Source organism: Paenibacillus sp. GCM10027630 (genome assembly GCF_042676305.1).
Classification (GTDB): domain Bacteria; phylum Bacillota; class Bacilli; order Paenibacillales; family NBRC-103111; genus Paenibacillus_S.
On the sequence record NZ_JBHTGY010000012.1, the window covers coordinates 39,374 to 56,448 of the forward strand.

The 17,075-nt window shown below is 46.6% G+C and carries 15 protein-coding genes; 4 read left to right on the plus strand and 11 right to left on the minus strand.

Going from position 1 to position 17,075, the window contains the following annotated elements:
- Nucleotides 1–22: 22 nt before the first annotated feature.
- From ACFQ0C_RS07110 to ACFQ0C_RS07135, 6 genes are all read right to left on the minus strand, one after another.
- The gene (locus tag ACFQ0C_RS07110) at nucleotides 23–1,615 is read right to left on the minus strand and encodes an extracellular solute-binding protein (protein ID WP_379365328.1); all 1,593 of its coding nucleotides are present in this window, start codon (nucleotides 1,613–1,615) and stop codon (nucleotides 23–25) included.
- Between the two features lie 29 nt (nucleotides 1,616–1,644).
- A complete protein-coding gene (locus ACFQ0C_RS07115) occupies nucleotides 1,645–2,523 on the minus strand; it encodes a carbohydrate ABC transporter permease (RefSeq protein WP_379365330.1) in 879 nt (292 codons plus the stop codon).
- A gap of 12 nt (nucleotides 2,524–2,535) precedes the next feature.
- A complete protein-coding gene (locus ACFQ0C_RS07120; protein ID WP_258216880.1) occupies nucleotides 2,536–3,447 on the minus strand; it encodes an ABC transporter permease in 912 nt (303 codons plus the stop codon).
- Nucleotides 3,448–3,532: 85 nt separating this feature from the next.
- Nucleotides 3,533–4,720, minus strand: coding sequence for a Gfo/Idh/MocA family protein (locus ACFQ0C_RS07125; protein WP_379365333.1), 1,188 nt, complete (start codon nucleotides 4,718–4,720; stop codon nucleotides 3,533–3,535).
- Between the two features lie 920 nt (nucleotides 4,721–5,640).
- Complete coding sequence (locus ACFQ0C_RS07130) at nucleotides 5,641–5,931, minus strand: hypothetical protein (RefSeq protein ID WP_379365335.1); 291 nt, start codon at nucleotides 5,929–5,931, stop codon at nucleotides 5,641–5,643.
- Between the two features lie 1,266 nt (nucleotides 5,932–7,197).
- Nucleotides 7,198–8,124 carry an ArsR/SmtB family transcription factor gene (locus ACFQ0C_RS07135; protein ID WP_379365337.1) on the minus strand — a complete coding sequence of 309 codons (927 nt, stop codon included), beginning with the start codon at nucleotides 8,122–8,124 and terminating at the stop codon, nucleotides 7,198–7,200.
- A gap of 134 nt (nucleotides 8,125–8,258) precedes the next feature.
- On the opposite strand from ACFQ0C_RS07135, the gene ACFQ0C_RS07140 reads away from it, so the two are divergent.
- Nucleotides 8,259–11,078, plus strand: a complete 2,820-nt coding sequence (locus ACFQ0C_RS07140; RefSeq protein ID WP_379365339.1) for a glycoside hydrolase family 2 protein — start codon at nucleotides 8,259–8,261, stop codon at nucleotides 11,076–11,078.
- A gap of 81 nt (nucleotides 11,079–11,159) precedes the next feature.
- Nucleotides 11,160–12,161, plus strand: coding sequence for an aldose 1-epimerase (locus ACFQ0C_RS07145; protein WP_379365341.1), 1,002 nt, complete (start codon nucleotides 11,160–11,162; stop codon nucleotides 12,159–12,161).
- 105 nt (nucleotides 12,162–12,266) lie between these two features.
- On the opposite strand, the gene ACFQ0C_RS07150 is transcribed toward ACFQ0C_RS07145, so the two are convergent.
- The 4 genes from ACFQ0C_RS07150 to uptA all read right to left on the minus strand — a co-directional run bounded on the left by ACFQ0C_RS07150 (nucleotide 12,267) and on the right by uptA (nucleotide 15,059).
- On the minus strand, nucleotides 12,267–12,902 hold the full coding sequence (locus ACFQ0C_RS07150; RefSeq protein WP_379365343.1) for an MBL fold metallo-hydrolase: 636 nt from the start codon (nucleotides 12,900–12,902) through the stop codon (nucleotides 12,267–12,269).
- Between the two features lie 14 nt (nucleotides 12,903–12,916).
- Nucleotides 12,917–13,483: a thioredoxin family protein gene (locus ACFQ0C_RS07155; protein WP_258216848.1), complete on the minus strand. Its 567-nt coding sequence runs from the start codon at nucleotides 13,481–13,483 to the stop codon at nucleotides 12,917–12,919.
- Between the two features lie 440 nt (nucleotides 13,484–13,923).
- The gene (locus ACFQ0C_RS07160; RefSeq protein ID WP_379365345.1) at nucleotides 13,924–14,418 is read right to left on the minus strand and encodes a hypothetical protein; all 495 of its coding nucleotides are present in this window, start codon (nucleotides 14,416–14,418) and stop codon (nucleotides 13,924–13,926) included.
- A 38-nt stretch (nucleotides 14,419–14,456) separates the two neighbouring features.
- Entirely contained in the window at nucleotides 14,457–15,059 is a 603-nt protein-coding gene (gene uptA / locus ACFQ0C_RS07165) for an undecaprenyl phosphate transporter UptA (RefSeq protein WP_379365347.1), read from the minus strand.
- A gap of 156 nt (nucleotides 15,060–15,215) precedes the next feature.
- Here uptA and ACFQ0C_RS07170 point away from each other — a divergent pair, with 156 nt between their 5' ends.
- The gene (locus ACFQ0C_RS07170) at nucleotides 15,216–15,782 is read left to right on the plus strand and encodes a cupredoxin domain-containing protein (protein ID WP_379365349.1); all 567 of its coding nucleotides are present in this window, start codon (nucleotides 15,216–15,218) and stop codon (nucleotides 15,780–15,782) included.
- 166 nt (nucleotides 15,783–15,948) lie between these two features.
- Entirely contained in the window at nucleotides 15,949–16,266 is a 318-nt protein-coding gene (locus ACFQ0C_RS07175) for a dehydrogenase (protein WP_258216845.1), read from the plus strand.
- A gap of 66 nt (nucleotides 16,267–16,332) precedes the next feature.
- Here the strand turns inward: ACFQ0C_RS07175 and ACFQ0C_RS07180 are convergent, their stop codons facing one another.
- Nucleotides 16,333–16,509, minus strand: a complete 177-nt coding sequence (locus ACFQ0C_RS07180; RefSeq protein ID WP_379365352.1) for a hypothetical protein — start codon at nucleotides 16,507–16,509, stop codon at nucleotides 16,333–16,335.
- Nucleotides 16,510–17,075 lie beyond the last annotated feature (566 nt).

Consider the following 17,075-nt stretch of genomic DNA (forward strand, 5'->3'; position numbering starts at 1 on the left):
TGATTTATATGAAAGTTACGTACTACCGTCTTGGTTTTATAAATTCACCGCGTTTATAAGTCTCGGCAACTTCCTTCAGCGCTTTATCGCCGCCCTTGCTCTTCCATTCGTCTACAACCTTCTGCCAGCCCAGCGGCTCTTGACCGATGATCATTTTAGCCATGTGCTCGTTGAGCAGCTTAGGAATAGAGCTCATTTGCAGGTCAGGAGTCGTAGATAGAGCCTTTGGTTCTTCCTTCCAGCGTATACCGTCACGGCCTTCCTTGGACATCACGCTATCGAATTTACCCAATACCGCTTGACCATCCGGAGTCAGCTCAAGCAGCTTTTTATTGTAAGTGGCATCATGGAGCAGCCAGAAGTCATTTTTACGCCAATCTTCTCTGCCGGCTTCATCTGTGGTAACAGGCAGCTTGTAGTTTATTTTTCCGTTATCCTTGGTGTAATCGGTTCCTTCAATTCCGTAGGAGAAGAAGTTATCGGCTTCGTCCGACAACATCCAGTCGAAAAATTGAATAATGCGCTCAGGGTTTTTTGCCTTTTTATTGATCATATAACCCCGAATGACCGTGCCGCTTAGCGTACTGCCGCCCTTGCCATCGGTACCTGTAGGTGAAGGGACAATTTCCAGCTTGCCGTCAGGCACATTTTGTTTCAATTGCACATCATAGCTCAAAACATCCGCCGCATTTGCTGTAAATAAACCGCCTTGGCCTGTAATGATCGCCCGCTTGTAATCGGCAAACTGCTGGGTAGCGAAATCCTTGGTCATTAAGCCTTCATCGTACATCGTTTTGTAGGTGTTAATCGCCTTTTCCATGTTAGCTACATTGAAAAATTTGGGAACAGGCTCGCCGTTTGGACCTAAAGTCCATTGAGTCGGCATGACATCGTAGGCTCCGAGGAACATATCGGAAAAATTAAATTTCTCCCTTCCTACAAAAGGCTGCGATAACCCCATTTTCTTAAATTCCCTTAGGACGTTTAAATATTCCTCGACTGTTTTAGGGACAGGCAGCTTCGCTTTATCCAACAAATCCTTACGGATGATCGCAGCCTTTCTGCTTGGATTGGAGAGAAACTCAGGCAGAGAATACACTTTGCCATCGCTGAATTTCTGTTCTTCCCATGCTGCTTCCGGAATTTTCTTTTTGAGATTAGGTCCATATTTATCGATCAGATCATTCAAAGGTAAAAACGTGCCTGCCTCAATAGCTTGTACAAGCGTCTGTCCGTTCTCGTTCGTATAGCCTCCGCCCGAGGTTTGCACGACGTCAGGTATATCCCCGGCAGCAAACATCAAGTCCAGCTTTGTGCCATATGCTCCTGTTTCTTTCGCCAAATATTTGATATCCAGCTTGGTATGCGTCAGCTCTTCTAATTTCTTGAAATAAGGGTCGTCCTTAAGGCTCGGAATCTTCTCGACATACGTCGCATACACACGCAAAGCCATCGAAATAGGCACTACTTCATTCGAAGCTTTGGGGGCGGTCGTTCCTTGAGCAGGCGCTTTTCCTGGCGGAGCAGCATTATCACTGCAACCTGCAACTACTGTAAAGGCCAGCATCGTACTCAGCGTGATCGGCAATCCTTTTTTCACCAATTGAACTCTCATTTCGTTCCCACCTTTTTTTTAATAGAATCCTATTCCTTTAACGAACCGATCATCATGCCCTTTGTAAAATGACGCTGCAGCAAGGGGTAGATAAGTAAAATCGGCACAGTAGCCACGATGACGGTTGCCATCTGTATGCCTTCCGGTGACTGGACGATCATATCGGAAAAGGACGAATTCGCAGCATTGGACAACTCCTGATTGACGATCATTTGTCGAAGCTTGAGCTGAAGCGGATAAAGGGTACGATCGTTCAAATAATACAAGGCGGTTTGATAGCTATTCCAATGGCTTACCCCGTAAAATATCGCCATAGTCGCAATCGCCGGTTTGGATAAGGGAAGCACTATCTTCACGAGTATGCCGCCTTCAGAGCAGCCGTCGATTCTGGCGGAATCGATCAAGGCACCAGGAATGTCAGCGAAAAACGACCTCATGACGAAGAAATTGAAGGCACTGATCAAACCTGGAATAATCATAACCCAGATCGTATCGACCAAATGCAGCGACTTAATAACCAGGTAAGTAGGAATCAACGGTGCGGAAAAAATCATCGTGAACAGCACCATCATCAGCATATATTTACGTCCCATATATTCAGGTCTGGACAACGGATACGCGAAGGTCGCCGTGGCAATCAGGTTGATAAGCGTTCCTACCGTAGTAATAAAAACCGATACTCCGAAGGCCTTCCATATGGATACATCACTGAAAACATATTGATAGTTATTGAAGGTAACATCTACAGGCCAGAAGATGACATCCCCTTTTATAATGGCGTTGGAGCTGCTGAAGGATTTGGCTATTACATGTAAAAAGGGAAGCAACATGCTGAGCGATAAAACGGTTAATAAGGTCACATTGCAAACATTAAAAACATTCCTGCTGAAGCTGTTTCGGATTTCCATATGCACACCACCTTAATATAGGCTATTTCCCGTAGCCTTTTTGCTGAGCAGATTAGCTATTAACAACAGAACAAGCCCTACAATCGATTTGAAAAGTCCTATGGCTGTAGTGAAGCTGTACTGCGATTTTTGCAAACCGACTTCATAAATGTAAGTATCAATAATATCTCCAGGCACGTGATTGAGAGGATTCAAAAACACATAAACCCTTTCAAAGCCGAAATCCAGGAAATGTCCGATATGAAGCAGGAACAAGATAGTAAACGTTGGAAGCAAGCTCGGCAATGTAATGGAAAGCGTCTGCTGCCAACGATTGGCGCCATCCACCTTGGCCGCTTCGTACAGCTCCGGGTTAATCCCGGCCAGCACTGCCAAATAAATAATCGTTCCCCAGCCGACCCCCTGCCACAAACCGGTTGATATAAGAATCGGTCGAATAAAGGATTCCAGTCCCATGAAATAAATCGGTTCATAACCCAGCCATTTGATAAAAGCGTTCACTATTCCCGTGGTCGGCGATAAAATGCCGATGAAAATACCGCTGATGATTACCCATGATAAAAAGTGAGGCATATAAATGACGGTTTGCAGGATGCGCTTATAAATGACCAGCCGCAGCTCATTCAGCAATAAGGCGACAATTAATGGTGCCGGAAAGGCGATAAGCAGATCGTACATGCTGATGATGAAGGTGTTGGCAATAATTTTGAAAGCGTCCTGATTGCTGAACATATCTTGAAAATGCTTGAGTCCGACCCACGGACTGCCGAATATCCCTTTGAAAATGTTGTATTGCTTAAACGCTATGATTGAACCTATAAGGGGCACATACTTGAGAACAATGAAGTACAGCATCCCGGGTATGGACATGAGGTACAGCATATGATATTTCTTGAAATTCGATACTATATAGCTCTTCTTCACCCTATTGGCGGCTGTCGCATTCGATTTTAATGGTCGGCTTGTTATCACCGGAAAAACCCCCTCTTTTCAAGATAGCCTCTCTTGTCTACTGTGCAGCAAGCTCCACCCTTGTACCTGTTTCTGCAGATACATAAGCCGAATAAATAACCTCGATGACGTCCCTCGCGAGCTGTCCATCTGAGACAGGCTCTCTATCCTCTGCGATAGATTCCATGAAATCCTGCATTTCCTGCGGATACCCCCTGATCCAATCCTCATCCGGTGTCGTATAATTCCACCCCGCTTTCGTTTCAAGCTTCTCGGCTATATATTCCTGTTCGAAAATATCGGGATGAGGAGCATATATCATACAGCCGTCGTTAGGCGTCATATTGCATTTGATAACGGAATTGGAGGTGTAAATATCCAGCACATTCCTGATTCCGCCCAGCACTGCAAAGGAAGCAAAAATAACCGCCTTCGTTCCATCCGTAAAAGTCATAATAATACTTGCCCAGGTTTCAACATTGACCCAATCCGTAACTACCCAATGTTTGTCTTCCGCCTGGAACGAGGGGGTTTCAGTAATGGGAGAGGTATCTGCCACAACTGACTGAACCCTGATCGGTTCCCCTCCTTTGATCCTTCCTTCAAAGTTCTTAAGATGGATCGCAGCAGCTATCGGATGGGAGCCCAGAATGAGCAGCGACCCGCCTCCAGCGGTTTCCAGCCTTTTCGAAGCTTTGGCATGGGAGCCGCTATGGCTTTCCTCTGCACGAATGTCAAGGATAGTCCCGCTTCCCGCTTCCAGCAGCCGCTTAGCTTTTATTACCGATGGAGCATAAATCCAATTCTCCGCGTACATGAATTTGACTTTATTTTGTTTGACCGCCTCAAGAATAGCATCCGTTGATGCCAATGCCTCTTCTAAAGCAACTCTCGAATATTGCTTCTTCTGCTCCTCCGTACCTTCACGAGAACCGAAAAATCCGGTAATCGGTTTTTCACAAATGATATGCTTCCCCGCCTGTGCCGCTTCAATAGCTATTTGAGCATGCATCACATTGGGAACGCATAAGTCCACAACATCAATTTCTTTGTCCTCCAGCAGCTCGCGATAGGTCGAATAAACAATCGGGATGTGATGCTTATGGGCAAAAGCTTCCGCTTTCTCCATACTGTTCCCGGCAACCGCTTTGATAACGACCTCAACTCCATACACCTTTTGAAAAGCCTCTGCATGCAGTGAAGCGGAAAATCCACTTCCTATAATGCCAACGATGATTTTTTTCATTTTATCCACTCCTAGTTTCAGGGCATTCTAATAATAAACCCCGTTTTATTGTATCTTCTCTGTTTGTATAACAGCGCTTACAATCCAATGATGAGCGTTCGGCTTGATCTAGTCTTTAGCTGTTTTCCCCACAAAAATTTTTTGGAAAAAAATCCATCCGCTTAATGAGCTCATATATTATCCATGGCAAACGCTTTATATTGCGCATCATTATTCGTCATCATCAGGCATCATGCTGCAGCCTTTGTGAAAATAGTTTTGTTCGTAATTTTCAGGAGAAATGCAACCGATTACATTTAATTCGTTCTGAATCAAACAAACGAGCTATGAAATCGATATGAAGTTAAAACCCTTTGCCACCTTTTGAACCTTTATACAAGCGCCTAGTTTAATTCGATCACTATCCTGTAAGGCTCAATGAGACTGTATGAATTTGATAAGCCCATTTTCTTTGCGATGTCATCTTCACTGGCTGGCCGGTCTAGAGGGCCAAATCATTCACTTCAACTTCATCCCAGTATTAACGTTAACACAAACCTTATAAACATATATTAACGTTAATACAATGTGCTGTCAATTATAACTTTTTCAATTTGAAAAAACCCCAATCAGCTATACAGCCTATGCGGTAACTTATGATCTCCGGATCAATAAAATGACTAATCAAGAAGTAATTTAATCAAGCCTCTCTATAAACCAATTCAGTTCCGCGTGGGGTTCGACCGACTGCCAGGAAATGCCGCAACTCCCTGGGATTCACGCGCCGCGGTAGAAGTCGAAACAGCCATCCGTTTGTAAACTCATTCTTGCCTATGTAAGCCACCCGCGAAAGGCTCCCTACCCCCACCCGAATAAAAGTAAGGAGCCTTCCCATCATGGCAGCAGACTTGCTCTAATACAGCATTGTGTCTACTGGACGGTTATTTGCATGTGCCGCGAAGAACGATAACAAGGAGAATGTACAGTACCAGGATCGTTCCCGTTGTTGTCCATCCTACTGCCGGCTTATGCCAATGACCATGACCATGATGGTGCTCTTTTTTCGGCTCGTAAATATTGATTTCCTCATAGCTGGCGTGAAGATTGATGGGTGCGCTGTAGTGATGGACTGGCATCGGTGCCTGGGCTGGCATTTGCATTACAGGCATTTGCATGTTTGGTGCTGGCATGTTTGGCGCAGGCATTGGTACATGGTGCATAGGCATTTGCATCGGTTTGTATTTCTCCATTATGTTGGACACCTCCGTATAATAGTAAGGCATATGTTCCTGATGAACACATCAACAGTCTATGGTGAATCACCCATGGGGAACACGGTATTCACCCATAGCGGAAAAAATAGACTCTTACCCAGACCTTATACGGGCAATAGGAAAAGCTTCTATTCGAAGCCTTCTCTATGAAGATACATTCGTGACTAAGCGGTAGCTTTTCTTGTAATAACAGACTTGCTCAGCTCTGCTGAAAATTTATAAAGAATAAAACCTTTATCGAGACTTTTCGAAGATGAGCGGCCGCGATTCATTTGTAGGATTTCTTGCGAAGAAGATGAACCTCCGTTTCAAACTTATACTTCCTTATCTCGTAAGAAAAACCTTCAGGAAAATCATGACCACCTTTTGGGTGCGAACCAGACGCTGGTGCATGAAGAGAAAATGGAGTGTGGAGCTTCGGCCAATGTTGATTTCGTGTTTCTTTGATAATCATACTTACCACGATAGGAACACATCTTACTTTAAAAATCAAAAACTTGGCGAAAATAAACAACTAGACTCTCATGCAACGCCAAAACCGTAATCGGGGGCATCTCCCCATAATTAGCGGAGAATCCTCCCGTTAATTCCGGTAAATGAGAGATTTTCTCGCAAATAACTGGAAATCCTCCATGTAAATTCCATGTTTTGAAGTATTTTTCCTAAAATTATCTATATTAGAAGGAGCTTTTCCAGTTAAGTTCCCCACCAAGCATCTGATAGGAAGAATTAGCGCCAGAAATTCCAGTTAACCATTCGGTACCACCCATCGAAGATGTATTCGTGCTGTAGCAGCACCTATCTTACGAGCAGAAAGTTCAACATTCATTTAAGTGAAATAAACCTTTCTCTGTTTTTCAAGATTGAGCAAGCCCATCTATAAAAACTTACACTTTCGACTAAGAAAAGCGCCATGCGGTGTCTTTGGCGCATCCAGGTGTATGGTGGGGGGATTCGGTATGGAGTTCCGACCGCTTTTGAAAGGGCTAAGCCTTCGAATAGCCGGCTTGCAGCGGTAGGAACAGGAGCAGCAAGGCAGGTTTTATAGCCGAGCAATCAACGGTGGTGATGCCAGATCGGAGGTCACGACCTGCACGGGAGCCACGCCAGCACGGGGGTCATGACCAGACCGGAGGCCACGACCTGCACGGAGGCCATAGCTCCTCCACCCCTATGCAAAAAAAGACAGAATCGGACTAGCCGCCTGTCTCTCCTTATAATTGCTTAATCTGCTTTTCGCACAAAACGAAGCTTGATATCCTGAGGGTGGTCGCCATAGCCGGATCCGAACAGGTTCAATCCCCTGCAGTTCTTCGCATCTTTATGCACCTCCAACCTAACCTTAATCGGACGGTTGTAATGCAGGTTCAAGTCACTTAGTACGGTTTCCGCCGATTTCTCCCCATTAATGCAACTTCCTTCATCACTGATGCTCCACTCTGTCAGCAGCCCGTACTGTGAGCTCCCTAATGGAATATTGGAGGACAGCTTCCCTTTTCTGTCGCCAAAATCACCTTGGCATGTCCATGTCCCTATCGATTTACCATTGATGCTGAGGGAGATATCAGATGGCCACTCCTGATTATAGCCTTCCGCTTCCGAGCAAAGCTCTGCGCTTAACATCAGCTGCTGCAAGGGAATTCCTTTGGGCAGGGGGTTGGCAAACGAATATTCGACATAACCCGCCTCACTAAACCACAGCATATTAGCCTGTACCCGTTCCGGCATATAAAATGCCCGCGGATCGTCCGGGCAGCCGATCTTGCCTTCCAAGCCATACAATCCGCAAGGCGGGCCGATCTCGCAATCGGTATAAAGTCCTACCGGCATGGATAACTCTTCTACCTCATGTAATCCTTCTCCCGGTCGCATCGGCAGCTCAAATAGCAGCTTATCCAATGTGCGCGCACAAATTTTCTCACGCCCGCTTCCTTGTGAGGAGGTTAACAGCCCTGCCTGCTCCAAAGCCTGCACATTGATCGAGACCGTTGGCTGGGCAACACCCAGCTCCTCGACCAGCTGGGTAATGCTTTTGGGCCTTTCCCCTAATGCTTCCAGTATACGTAAACGCAAATCTCCCGCCAGCGCTTTCGCTACCTCTTGAATTTGATGCGCGGGAATTCGCCTCATTGTATCAGTTGGTTCCGCCATAAGTATTGCCGCTCCCTTCAATCAATATTGCAATATCACAATATAAATCACATATTTTAAATATTATTATTGTGTTAATATAATATAGATTGTATTATTTATATATTAAATAAGCAAGGAGAGGTTGTGCAATTATGATACATACTCAAACATCTATTCCGCGTCCTGAATTCCCTAGACCAGATTGGCAGCGAACAGATTGGTTGAACCTAAATGGAAGCTGGTCATTTGGGTTTGATCCCGACAACAGAGGTATTGCTGAACATTGGTTTAACGGATCGGCTCACGAATTGCCGCAACAAATTATGGTACCGTTCTCATGGGTTTCCCCACTATCGGGTATTGGAGAGAATGTCCTTGGAATCGGCTGGTACAGCCGAGCCATAAAATGGGCTCCAGCCCAACAAAGAGACCGTATATTTCTCCGCTTCGGTGCCGTAGATTACCATTGCGATGTATGGGTCAATCAAATTCATGTCGGAAGGCATAGCGGCGGCTATGGCACATTTGAATTTGATGTGACGGAAGCATGGAAGCACACCGGGGATAATTCCCTCGTTGTTCGCGTGAAAGATAATGACGAGCCTTACCAAGCACGTGGCAAACAAGGCTACGGAGAGATAAGAGGCATATGGCAAACCGTATGGCTGGAAGCCCGCCCCGACAATTATGTGCAGCGGGTACAGTTCACTACCCAGCTTGATGGAACCATTGAAGTGCAAGGTATTATTCATGCCTCCGCGGGAGGAGATGCCGTACTGTCGTTTTCTTTTGATGAGGGGCAGATTAATCATTCTCTAGAGCTCAGCTTAGAGCCAGGAGTCCAGCATTTTCACACCTCATTCCAAGTGACCAAACCTCGTCTATGGAGCCCTGAGACACCTCATTTGTATGAAGGGATGATTACACTCGAGAGCAGCAGCGAAGAGCCTGGCGATAATAGCTCGACAAAGAACAGCAAAAGTCTCATCGACAACATCGCTACCTATTTCGGAATCCGTACGATCGGGACGATTAAACATGAGGGTATGGAATCACGTTGGATTACGTTGAACGATAAGCCTATTTTCCTGAACGGTACTTTGGATCAGTCCTTCCATCCAACCGGTTTCTTCACCTACCCGACGGATGAAGAAATGCGGGATGAAATATATCGTCTGAAGCGAATCGGATTGAATATGGTACGCATTCACATCAAACCGGAAGAACCTCGCAAGCTGTATTGGGCAGATAAATTAGGGATGCTCGTTATGGAGGATATGCCCTGCTTCTGGGGAACGCCTGATGACCAAGCCAAATCCGCTTATGAACCGGAAGCATTGGAAACGATTTACCGCGATTGGAATCATCCCTCCATTTATTCATGGGTAATGTTTAACGAAACTTGGGGCCTTCTGCATGAATCGGAAGACGAATCCGGGACCGTGAAAACCTATATGCCAGAAACCCAGCAGTGGGTTAAAGAAATATACGAATGGGCTAAATCAATAGACTCTACCCGTCTCGTTGAGGATAATTCCCCCTGCCGCTACGATCATGTGGAGAGCGACTTGAACACATGGCATTTTTACCTGAATGGCTACCAGCTTGTCCGGGACCATATCGAACATGCAGTTCAAAGCACCCGTCCCGGCTCCAATTGGAACTATATAGATGGGCATCAGCAATCCGATGCGCCGCTGATGAACAGCGAATGTGGGGCAGTATGGGGTATTGAAGGCAGTGCGGGAGATAGTGATCTAGCGTGGCAGTACAGGTATATGTTGAACGAATTCCGGCGCCATGATAAAATATGCGGCTTCGTTTTCACCGAATTTAAGGATGTAACCAATGAGTTCAACGGCTATTACCGGATTGACGATTCAGATAAAGACTTCGGCTACGAGGGTTTTATAGAGGGTATGAGCTTGTACGATTTGCATCGGCCCGATTTTGTAGTCATAGATGCTCCTCCCTGCACTACGGTTAACAGTGGTCAAACGGTCAGCGTATCGCTTGCGGTTTCCAGCTTTGCTGATACCCATCACGGAAAACCTATGCAGCTGTCATGGGAGCTGTGGTATGACAGCTTGGGTTGCAAAACCATTGCCGATCACGGTATTGAAGACATAAGCTGGAACACTTACGGAGTAACCCAGCTGCCGCAGCTGCAAGTGCAAATGCCGCGTACGGATGCAGTAGCCATACTGGCAATCGAATTGAAGGACCCCGTGGATCCAGCTGTCCGTTCAGCTGTCGCCCGCAACTTCATCACCTTCGATGTGCGAAGCGGTGCTGCTGCAGGACTGTACGCCCTGGAGGGCCAGTGGCTTCAGATTGCGCCGACTGACTCGCTAAACAAACAGTGGGATTACACATGGCAGGCTTTGAATGACCATAAGGTGAATGGCAGCAATAGGAACGACAATCGTAATGGGGGATTTTTCGAATACGATATCGATATTTCATCTTTAACACGCTTCAATAGCTTTAGCTTTGGTGATATCGATATTTATTTGGAAGCCGCGGCCAAGGTGCTGCTTGCCAAAGACCAGCAGCTGATCGACGATCCAACCGTCGATATCTCGTACATGCATGGGAGAAAGGCCGATCCAGGAATGAACTTGAACTCCTATTACATGACCGATGCCAAGAAGCACTTCAGCACCGTGCAAGTGTACATTGACGGCCAACCCGTGGAGCTGCTGCAGCTGCCGGATGATCCTGCGGACAGCCGCGGAGTGCTGTCCTGGCACTATCAGCAGGATGACCGCAAACTGGATGAAGCCGGATCCTACGGCTATCTGCAGCGCATCCGCATCCCTAGCAGGATGATGCCGGGCATCATAGAGAGAGGCTCCTTCCGATTAAAGCTGGAGGTGCCGGCAGGATTGCCTGAGGAATCGGGCGGGCTATGTCTGTACGGCCGTAACGCCGGACGTTATCCGATCGATATATTGGTAAATTACAAATAAATCTGGCCCCTATATCCGTTCTTCTTGTGGTATTCTAATTACAGTTAAACTCTATCTTTCCGCTATCATTAAGGAGGAATCATGGTTACTACTAACAAAAGCTATGAAGGGTTATATCATCAGGAGCAAGCGATTTGGCTTAAAGCTGGCCCCTACGAGGCAGCTGTTCTGCCTGCCGTTGGCGCTAATCTCATTGCATTTCGCGATACATTGAACGAGTATCGGTTTTTGCATGAGCCTTCTGCAGAAGAAATGGAAGACTTCAAGAAAAGACCTTATGCTCATGGAATTCCCGTATTATTCCCACCCAACCGTTATGAGGATGGTAAGTTCCCGTGGGACGGCAAGTCCTACCAATTCCCTGTAAATGAAGCGGCTACCGGCAACCATCTCCATGGATTCGTACATAATATCCCTTGGGAGGTTGAGCATTATGGAGCAGATGAAACGGAGAGCCGCGTAACCTTGTCATTAAAGGTTCGCGAGGGCCATTCCGTCTACACCTATATCCCCCATTCCTTCACCATTAAGCTTAAGTATACTTTAAGCGCATCGGGACTGCTGCAGCATGTCATTGTGCAAAACGACGGAGTGGATACAATGCCTTGCCTGTTAGCTTTTCACACGGCCATTAACGCACCTTTTGCTCCTAACAGCATCGCATCTGATTATGAATTTAAATTAACGACAGGACAGCGCTGGGAGCTTAACGATAGAATGCTGCCGACAGGCAAATTTCAGCCTCTCACAGCAAACGAGGAGAAAATGAAAGCAGGCGGCCTTTCGCCGTTTTTCGAGCCGATGGACAATCATTATACAGCAGCGCCGCAAAACGGGCGCAACCGTATGGAATTGACCGATACCCGCAACCAGGTAACACTGGTGTATGACGCCGGCACTGCCTACAAGCAGTGGATGATTTGGAACAACAATGCAACGGAAGGGTTCTTTTGCCCGGAGCCGCAGGTCAATCTCGTTAATGCACCAAGCGTGCCGCTTCCTGCAGAGGAGATCGGCTTAATCGGCCTCGAATCAGGAGAAATTTGGGAGGCAACGAGCCGGCTTTATTGCATCAAGAAATAAGTGCCCCCTCTGCCTTACCCATGCTCACCAGCCTCATAAGGTAAAATACAAAGACTCCTACGTTACTGCCGGATGGCAATAACATAGGAGTCTTTGGCTTTACCTCTATACGTACGGGTTATTCTCCCGTTCGTAGCCAATTGTCGTCTTTCCCCCGTGACCGGGGTAAACAATGGTCTCATTCGGCAGCTTGAACAACGTGCCATGAATGGAGTCCATCAGCTCCTCATTTCTGCCGCCCGGCAGATCCGTACGCCCGACGGAGAGCCGGAACAGCACGTCGCCGCCGAACAAATGCGGGCCAACCAGGAAGCTGACGCTGCCAGGAGAGTGACCCGGCGTATGGAACACCTTGATCTCAAGACCCAGCAGCTTGAGCACCTGTCCCTGATCCAAAGCATACTCCGCTGGATCAGTAACGATAGGGCCACCAAGCTCCGGCCACTTCGTTGAGCCGTTACGATTCGGGTTGGTCAGCCAATCTGCTTCCGCGTCATGCAGATAAACCGGACAGCTCTTCAGCTTACGGATTTCACCAACGCCTCCGATGTGGTCGAAGTGGGCATGTGTCAGCAGAATCGCTTCAATCTCCATGTCGTCAATTCGCTTCAGCAGCGGCTTCGGGTTCATACCCGGATCAATGATGATTCCTTTGTTCTCATCGGGTCTCGACAGCAAATAGGCATTGGTCTGCAAGGGTCCTAATGAGAATGATTCTATCTTAATTCCTTCCAAGCTCATGCTTCATCCGCCTTTTAGAAAGAGGACAACAGGTCGCGAAGCTCTTTCACGATGACGGTTTGGTAGCCAGTACCTTCTCCGTATTGGCGTCCCATCTCCTGGCGCGCCACCTGAATCTTCTCATTATAGTCCGGAGCCTGACGGTCCGGGTTTTCCTTTTTGAACTGATTCATTACCGCCTGAACATTCGCTGGACGAGGTCCCCAATGTCCCAGAACATGACCGCTGAAATCAGTGAAAATAACAATTGGAATCGCTTCTCCGCCACCAGTCAGGAATTGAGCCATAACGTCCGGATGCTCTTCCTTAATCAAAACTTCAACCGGAATGCCGGAATTCTCAAGCGCACGAAATACTGCAGGCACATTGCGTACTACATCTCCGCACCAGTCGGCCATCAGAATCAAGCAGCGCAAATCATCACGGTTGTTCAAGGAATCAAAAAATTCCTTGTCATCCTCGTTCTCCCATGCAAAAGCGTCATACCATTCCACGAATTTCTCCTGGTTCTTGGTCATACCGTCAATAAACTGCTGCGGCTTTAAGCCAGTGCGAAGCTTAGCGGACAAGTTTGTACTCATTGAATAATGGCCTCCTTATAATTGGGTATATCTTGTATTGTATAGAAAAAACAGACTCTAAGCAATGCAAGGAGTCTGTCCGACGAAAGCAAGCCCGTGAAAATTTATTTCCAACGCGCGCGGGTCCCGAGCGCGTTGTGGCGTTGCATGGTGGTCGGTCGAACCCCACGCTCATTCCTGTGTTTATTGTGGGATTATTTGCCGAAAGCCAACAGCCTTGGACTCTTACTTGTTTAGCGGTAAAACCTCAGACTGTTTAGAAAGTCTGAGAAATTCCAGTTCATCCACTCGCTACCGACCTGCCCCGCATTACGGAAACGTTCCTCCCCCAGAGCGACGATTGTTGCCTAAAATAGGTATTAGATGAAAACTTAAGCTGCATCAGTATCCTGTTGCATCAGTGTATCCTGTGGGGGAACCGGTTCAGCTTTGGTTTTACCTTATACACCAGTGGAATGGATGGACCGGAAGCTAATCTCTATCTCCTCTTCAGTCGCCGTATTGGAGTAAGACACTACCTGCTTCATCGTTCTGCGAATTTGCTCCAGTGTGCCTGCCACAGTATTGCCGTCTACGGAAACAAAACAAAAAGTCCCAGCCTCATACTTGACTTCCCGCACAGTGAAACGGATTGGAATAGGAATGTAGGTCCAAGAAGATACACAGCTTTCACTACCCGTGTAGCCCTCTCTGCACTCATATATTTCCGCTCTTTGCTTGTCTCCGCTACCCTCCTCATCAGGTTGGCTTTTTCCATCCGGGTATAGAACAGGACGATCCTCAACCACAACAATCAATGCAGAGTAATCAGGAGCAACCGCAAACGGTTCATTCAAAGTATTCAGCAGTTTCTTGGCCTTCCTGTCTCCTTGATAAGCAGACTCCAGCACCCTCCGCATATATAGGTCATTATAAGGGTTCAAGATTCGCTTCATTTGCGTGCTCCCTGCCTCCACATTACTTACGCAATTACTTACGCTTTGCGTTTATTACGCTGAAGCAGCTTGATCACTACATAAAGTACAATGATGACTATAGCCCCAATGACAAAGTACTTCATTAAAGGAGCTGCCATTTCATCGATCTGCTCCCAGTTCGAACCAAGCTTTTCCCCCATATACACAAATAAAATGGCCCAAGGAATCGTTCCGAGTGTAGTGTAGAAAAGGAATTGAAGCATAGGCATTTTGGCCATACCTGCTGGAATGGAAATAGCTTGTCTCACTACAGGAACGAATCTCGCCGCGAACACCATGATAGGTCCGTATTTGTTAAACCAGCCTTCGGCTATATCCAGGAACTTCTTTTTCACTCCCAAATATTTCCCGTATTTTTCCACGAAAGGTCTTCCGCCATACCTACCGATCCAGTACAAAATAATTTGCTGCAGGACACAACCAACAGTTCCGAAAATAATGGCTCCAATAAAAGTAATATTGCCTTGTGAGACCAGATAACCACCATAGGACAGCACCAGCTCACTTGGAATCACTTCCAGCATGAGACCAAGTAGAATCCCCCAAACACCTAAGCCCTCAATAAATAAAAGTGCGCTGCGAACCAAATCATGTAACATATTTAGCTACTATCTTCCTCTCTTTTCGGGGACAAAGACCCTGCTCTTTAACCATTCTTATTCTATCATATATTCATTCATTCCAACCAGCGTACAAGCATTAAGAGACAAGCCGGAGCATACATTAGTACAAACAGGTAAAGGTGGGGATGGCGGGTGACCAAGGTAGTGATAATCAGCAAAAAGCAAATTCGCAACTGGGCTATTATTACATTCATGGCAGTGGGCGCGATTGGAGCCGCATGGTATTGGGGTCACAGCGGAGGAGGAAGCAATTACAGTGAAACTTCCAAGCCTACCAGCAAAGTGAATGAGGCAAAAGTAAATGAGACAACTAAAGCCGTGAGCGGCATGAACGGGACTGTCAAGCAAGCTGGTTTATCCGTAAATGAAAGTGGACAAGGCCGGACCATAAATATTGTTACAGGTGAATTCAAAACAACAGGAGCAGACGGTAAACCTATTGAAGCTTATCGCTGGGATCCCGGCACCATTCATGTCAAGCAAGGCGAGCTTATCAACCTCAGTATCTTTGGTGTGAACGGTACGAACCACCCTTTTATCATCGATGGTCTGAGCATTAAAGGCGAGGTAAAGAAAGGGAAAGAAACTGTAGTTTCCTTCAAAGCTGACAAGCCAGGCACGTATCGCATCATTTGTCTGACCCACCCGGATATTGCACATAACGGTCCCATGGTTGGCTATATTGTTGTAGATGCTTAATACATACGAGCCATGTTTAAAGTCATAAGCGCCCTGCTTGCTTCCAAAATCCATTAAACCCCGCCGCTAGCAACTGCGCCCGGGGTTATTCTTTTGCAGGCGAAGACAGTTTCATCGGGCGCCTCTCCCGCATACCATAAAGGTATGGAAGGAGTCGAACTATACCATGAATCCTACGGGCAATAGTATGAAGCATAAGCAGGAATTACCTACCGCACGCAAAATCAGGCGTTCCTGCAGTCGTGAGCTGTACCGGGCTCGCAAAAAAATCAATAAATGGATCTCCCCGGAGTTAGTCGAGAAAGCCGATGAGCTTTATTTCAAGAAGGTTGCGCTTAATTTGCTCTGGATTGTGGAAAATGGCAGCAACCGCAAGCTGCTAGCAGACTGGTGGGATGAGAACGTGTGCCCCGAGATCGCAGAATTGTGGTCTGTAGACCCGCTGCTGCTCGCCAAAGCATTCCGTGATTCATTCGGGGGATAACAAAGGGTTGGCTCCAAAAATAGCTTCAGTTACTAGGGGCAACCCCTTTACTCTCCAAAAGAGAACTTAATAAAAGGCATTGTTTTCCTCTACCTGCAAGAACTGATGTCCGACGATTAATTGCTTTAAGTCAATCCGGAGATGCGCTTGCCAGAGAAACGAAACACTGGTAAAGTGCATATTCGTTTGGTTTGGTCTGGTCAGTGGTACAACGCTTTTTGAACCGTTCGAGGATACTGTCACTTATTCCGGCCTCCCTTGCAGAAGCAGGCTACGAGGCAGGGTTGCTTTCATCCAGAAGAGACTAGGATTTTGGGGCGGCTGCCATATGAAAGAAGGGCAATAGATGGAAATCCTCCCGTTAATCCAGCCTGAATATCGTTTGAAATCAATCTAACTGGAAAAACTCCTGCTAATAGAGGTGATAGGGATGATATCAGCCAAATTACGTAGAATTAGCATGAGAAATTCCAGCTATAAGGCTTGGAACGCTATTTTGGGGGAAATTAGCATGACTTTTTCCTGATAATTGTGGTGAAGTTCGCCAGCCTGCCATGCAAAGCCGTAATCCACCAGGAACCCGCCCAGCACTTAGCACGCGTTGGAAACTATCTCATCTCTGCATCGCTGGGAATACCTAAAATATCCCCACAAAGTGGGGTCTTGCTTCGAAGTTGATTCAGATACTTTGCGGGGAGCCCCAGAACATATAAATTCTGGCGTGTAATATAATCCACTAATGAAGGGAAATCCCCAGCAACTATCGAAGATACGAAGCACCTGACAAAGAGCTTCAATCTATACCTACC

Excerpts from the sequence above, each read along its gene's own strand:
- ACFQ0C_RS07110 (WP_379365328.1), bottom strand. The coding sequence starts at position 1,615 with ATGAGAGTTCAATTGGTGAAAAAAGGATTGCCGATCACGCTGAGTACG.
- ACFQ0C_RS07115 (WP_379365330.1), bottom strand. The coding sequence starts at position 2,523 with ATGGAAATCCGAAACAGCTTCAGCAGGAATGTTTTTAATGTTTGCAAT.
- ACFQ0C_RS07125 (WP_379365333.1), bottom strand. The coding sequence starts at position 4,720 with ATGAAAAAAATCATCGTTGGCATTATAGGAAGTGGATTTTCCGCTTCA.
- ACFQ0C_RS07130 (WP_379365335.1), bottom strand. The coding sequence starts at position 5,931 with ATGCAAATGCCTATGCACCATGTACCAATGCCTGCGCCAAACATGCCA.
- ACFQ0C_RS07135 (WP_379365337.1), bottom strand. The coding sequence starts at position 8,124 with ATGGCGGAACCAACTGATACAATGAGGCGAATTCCCGCGCATCAAATT.
- ACFQ0C_RS07140 (WP_379365339.1), top strand. The coding sequence starts at position 8,259 with ATGATACATACTCAAACATCTATTCCGCGTCCTGAATTCCCTAGACCA.
- ACFQ0C_RS07145 (WP_379365341.1), top strand. The coding sequence starts at position 11,160 with ATGGTTACTACTAACAAAAGCTATGAAGGGTTATATCATCAGGAGCAA.
- ACFQ0C_RS07150 (WP_379365343.1), bottom strand. The coding sequence starts at position 12,902 with ATGAGCTTGGAAGGAATTAAGATAGAATCATTCTCATTAGGACCCTTG.
- ACFQ0C_RS07155 (WP_258216848.1), bottom strand. The coding sequence starts at position 13,483 with ATGAGTACAAACTTGTCCGCTAAGCTTCGCACTGGCTTAAAGCCGCAG.
- ACFQ0C_RS07160 (WP_379365345.1), bottom strand. The coding sequence starts at position 14,418 with ATGAAGCGAATCTTGAACCCTTATAATGACCTATATATGCGGAGGGTG.
- uptA (WP_379365347.1), bottom strand. The coding sequence starts at position 15,059 with ATGTTACATGATTTGGTTCGCAGCGCACTTTTATTTATTGAGGGCTTA.
- ACFQ0C_RS07175 (WP_258216845.1), top strand. The coding sequence starts at position 15,949 with ATGAATCCTACGGGCAATAGTATGAAGCATAAGCAGGAATTACCTACC.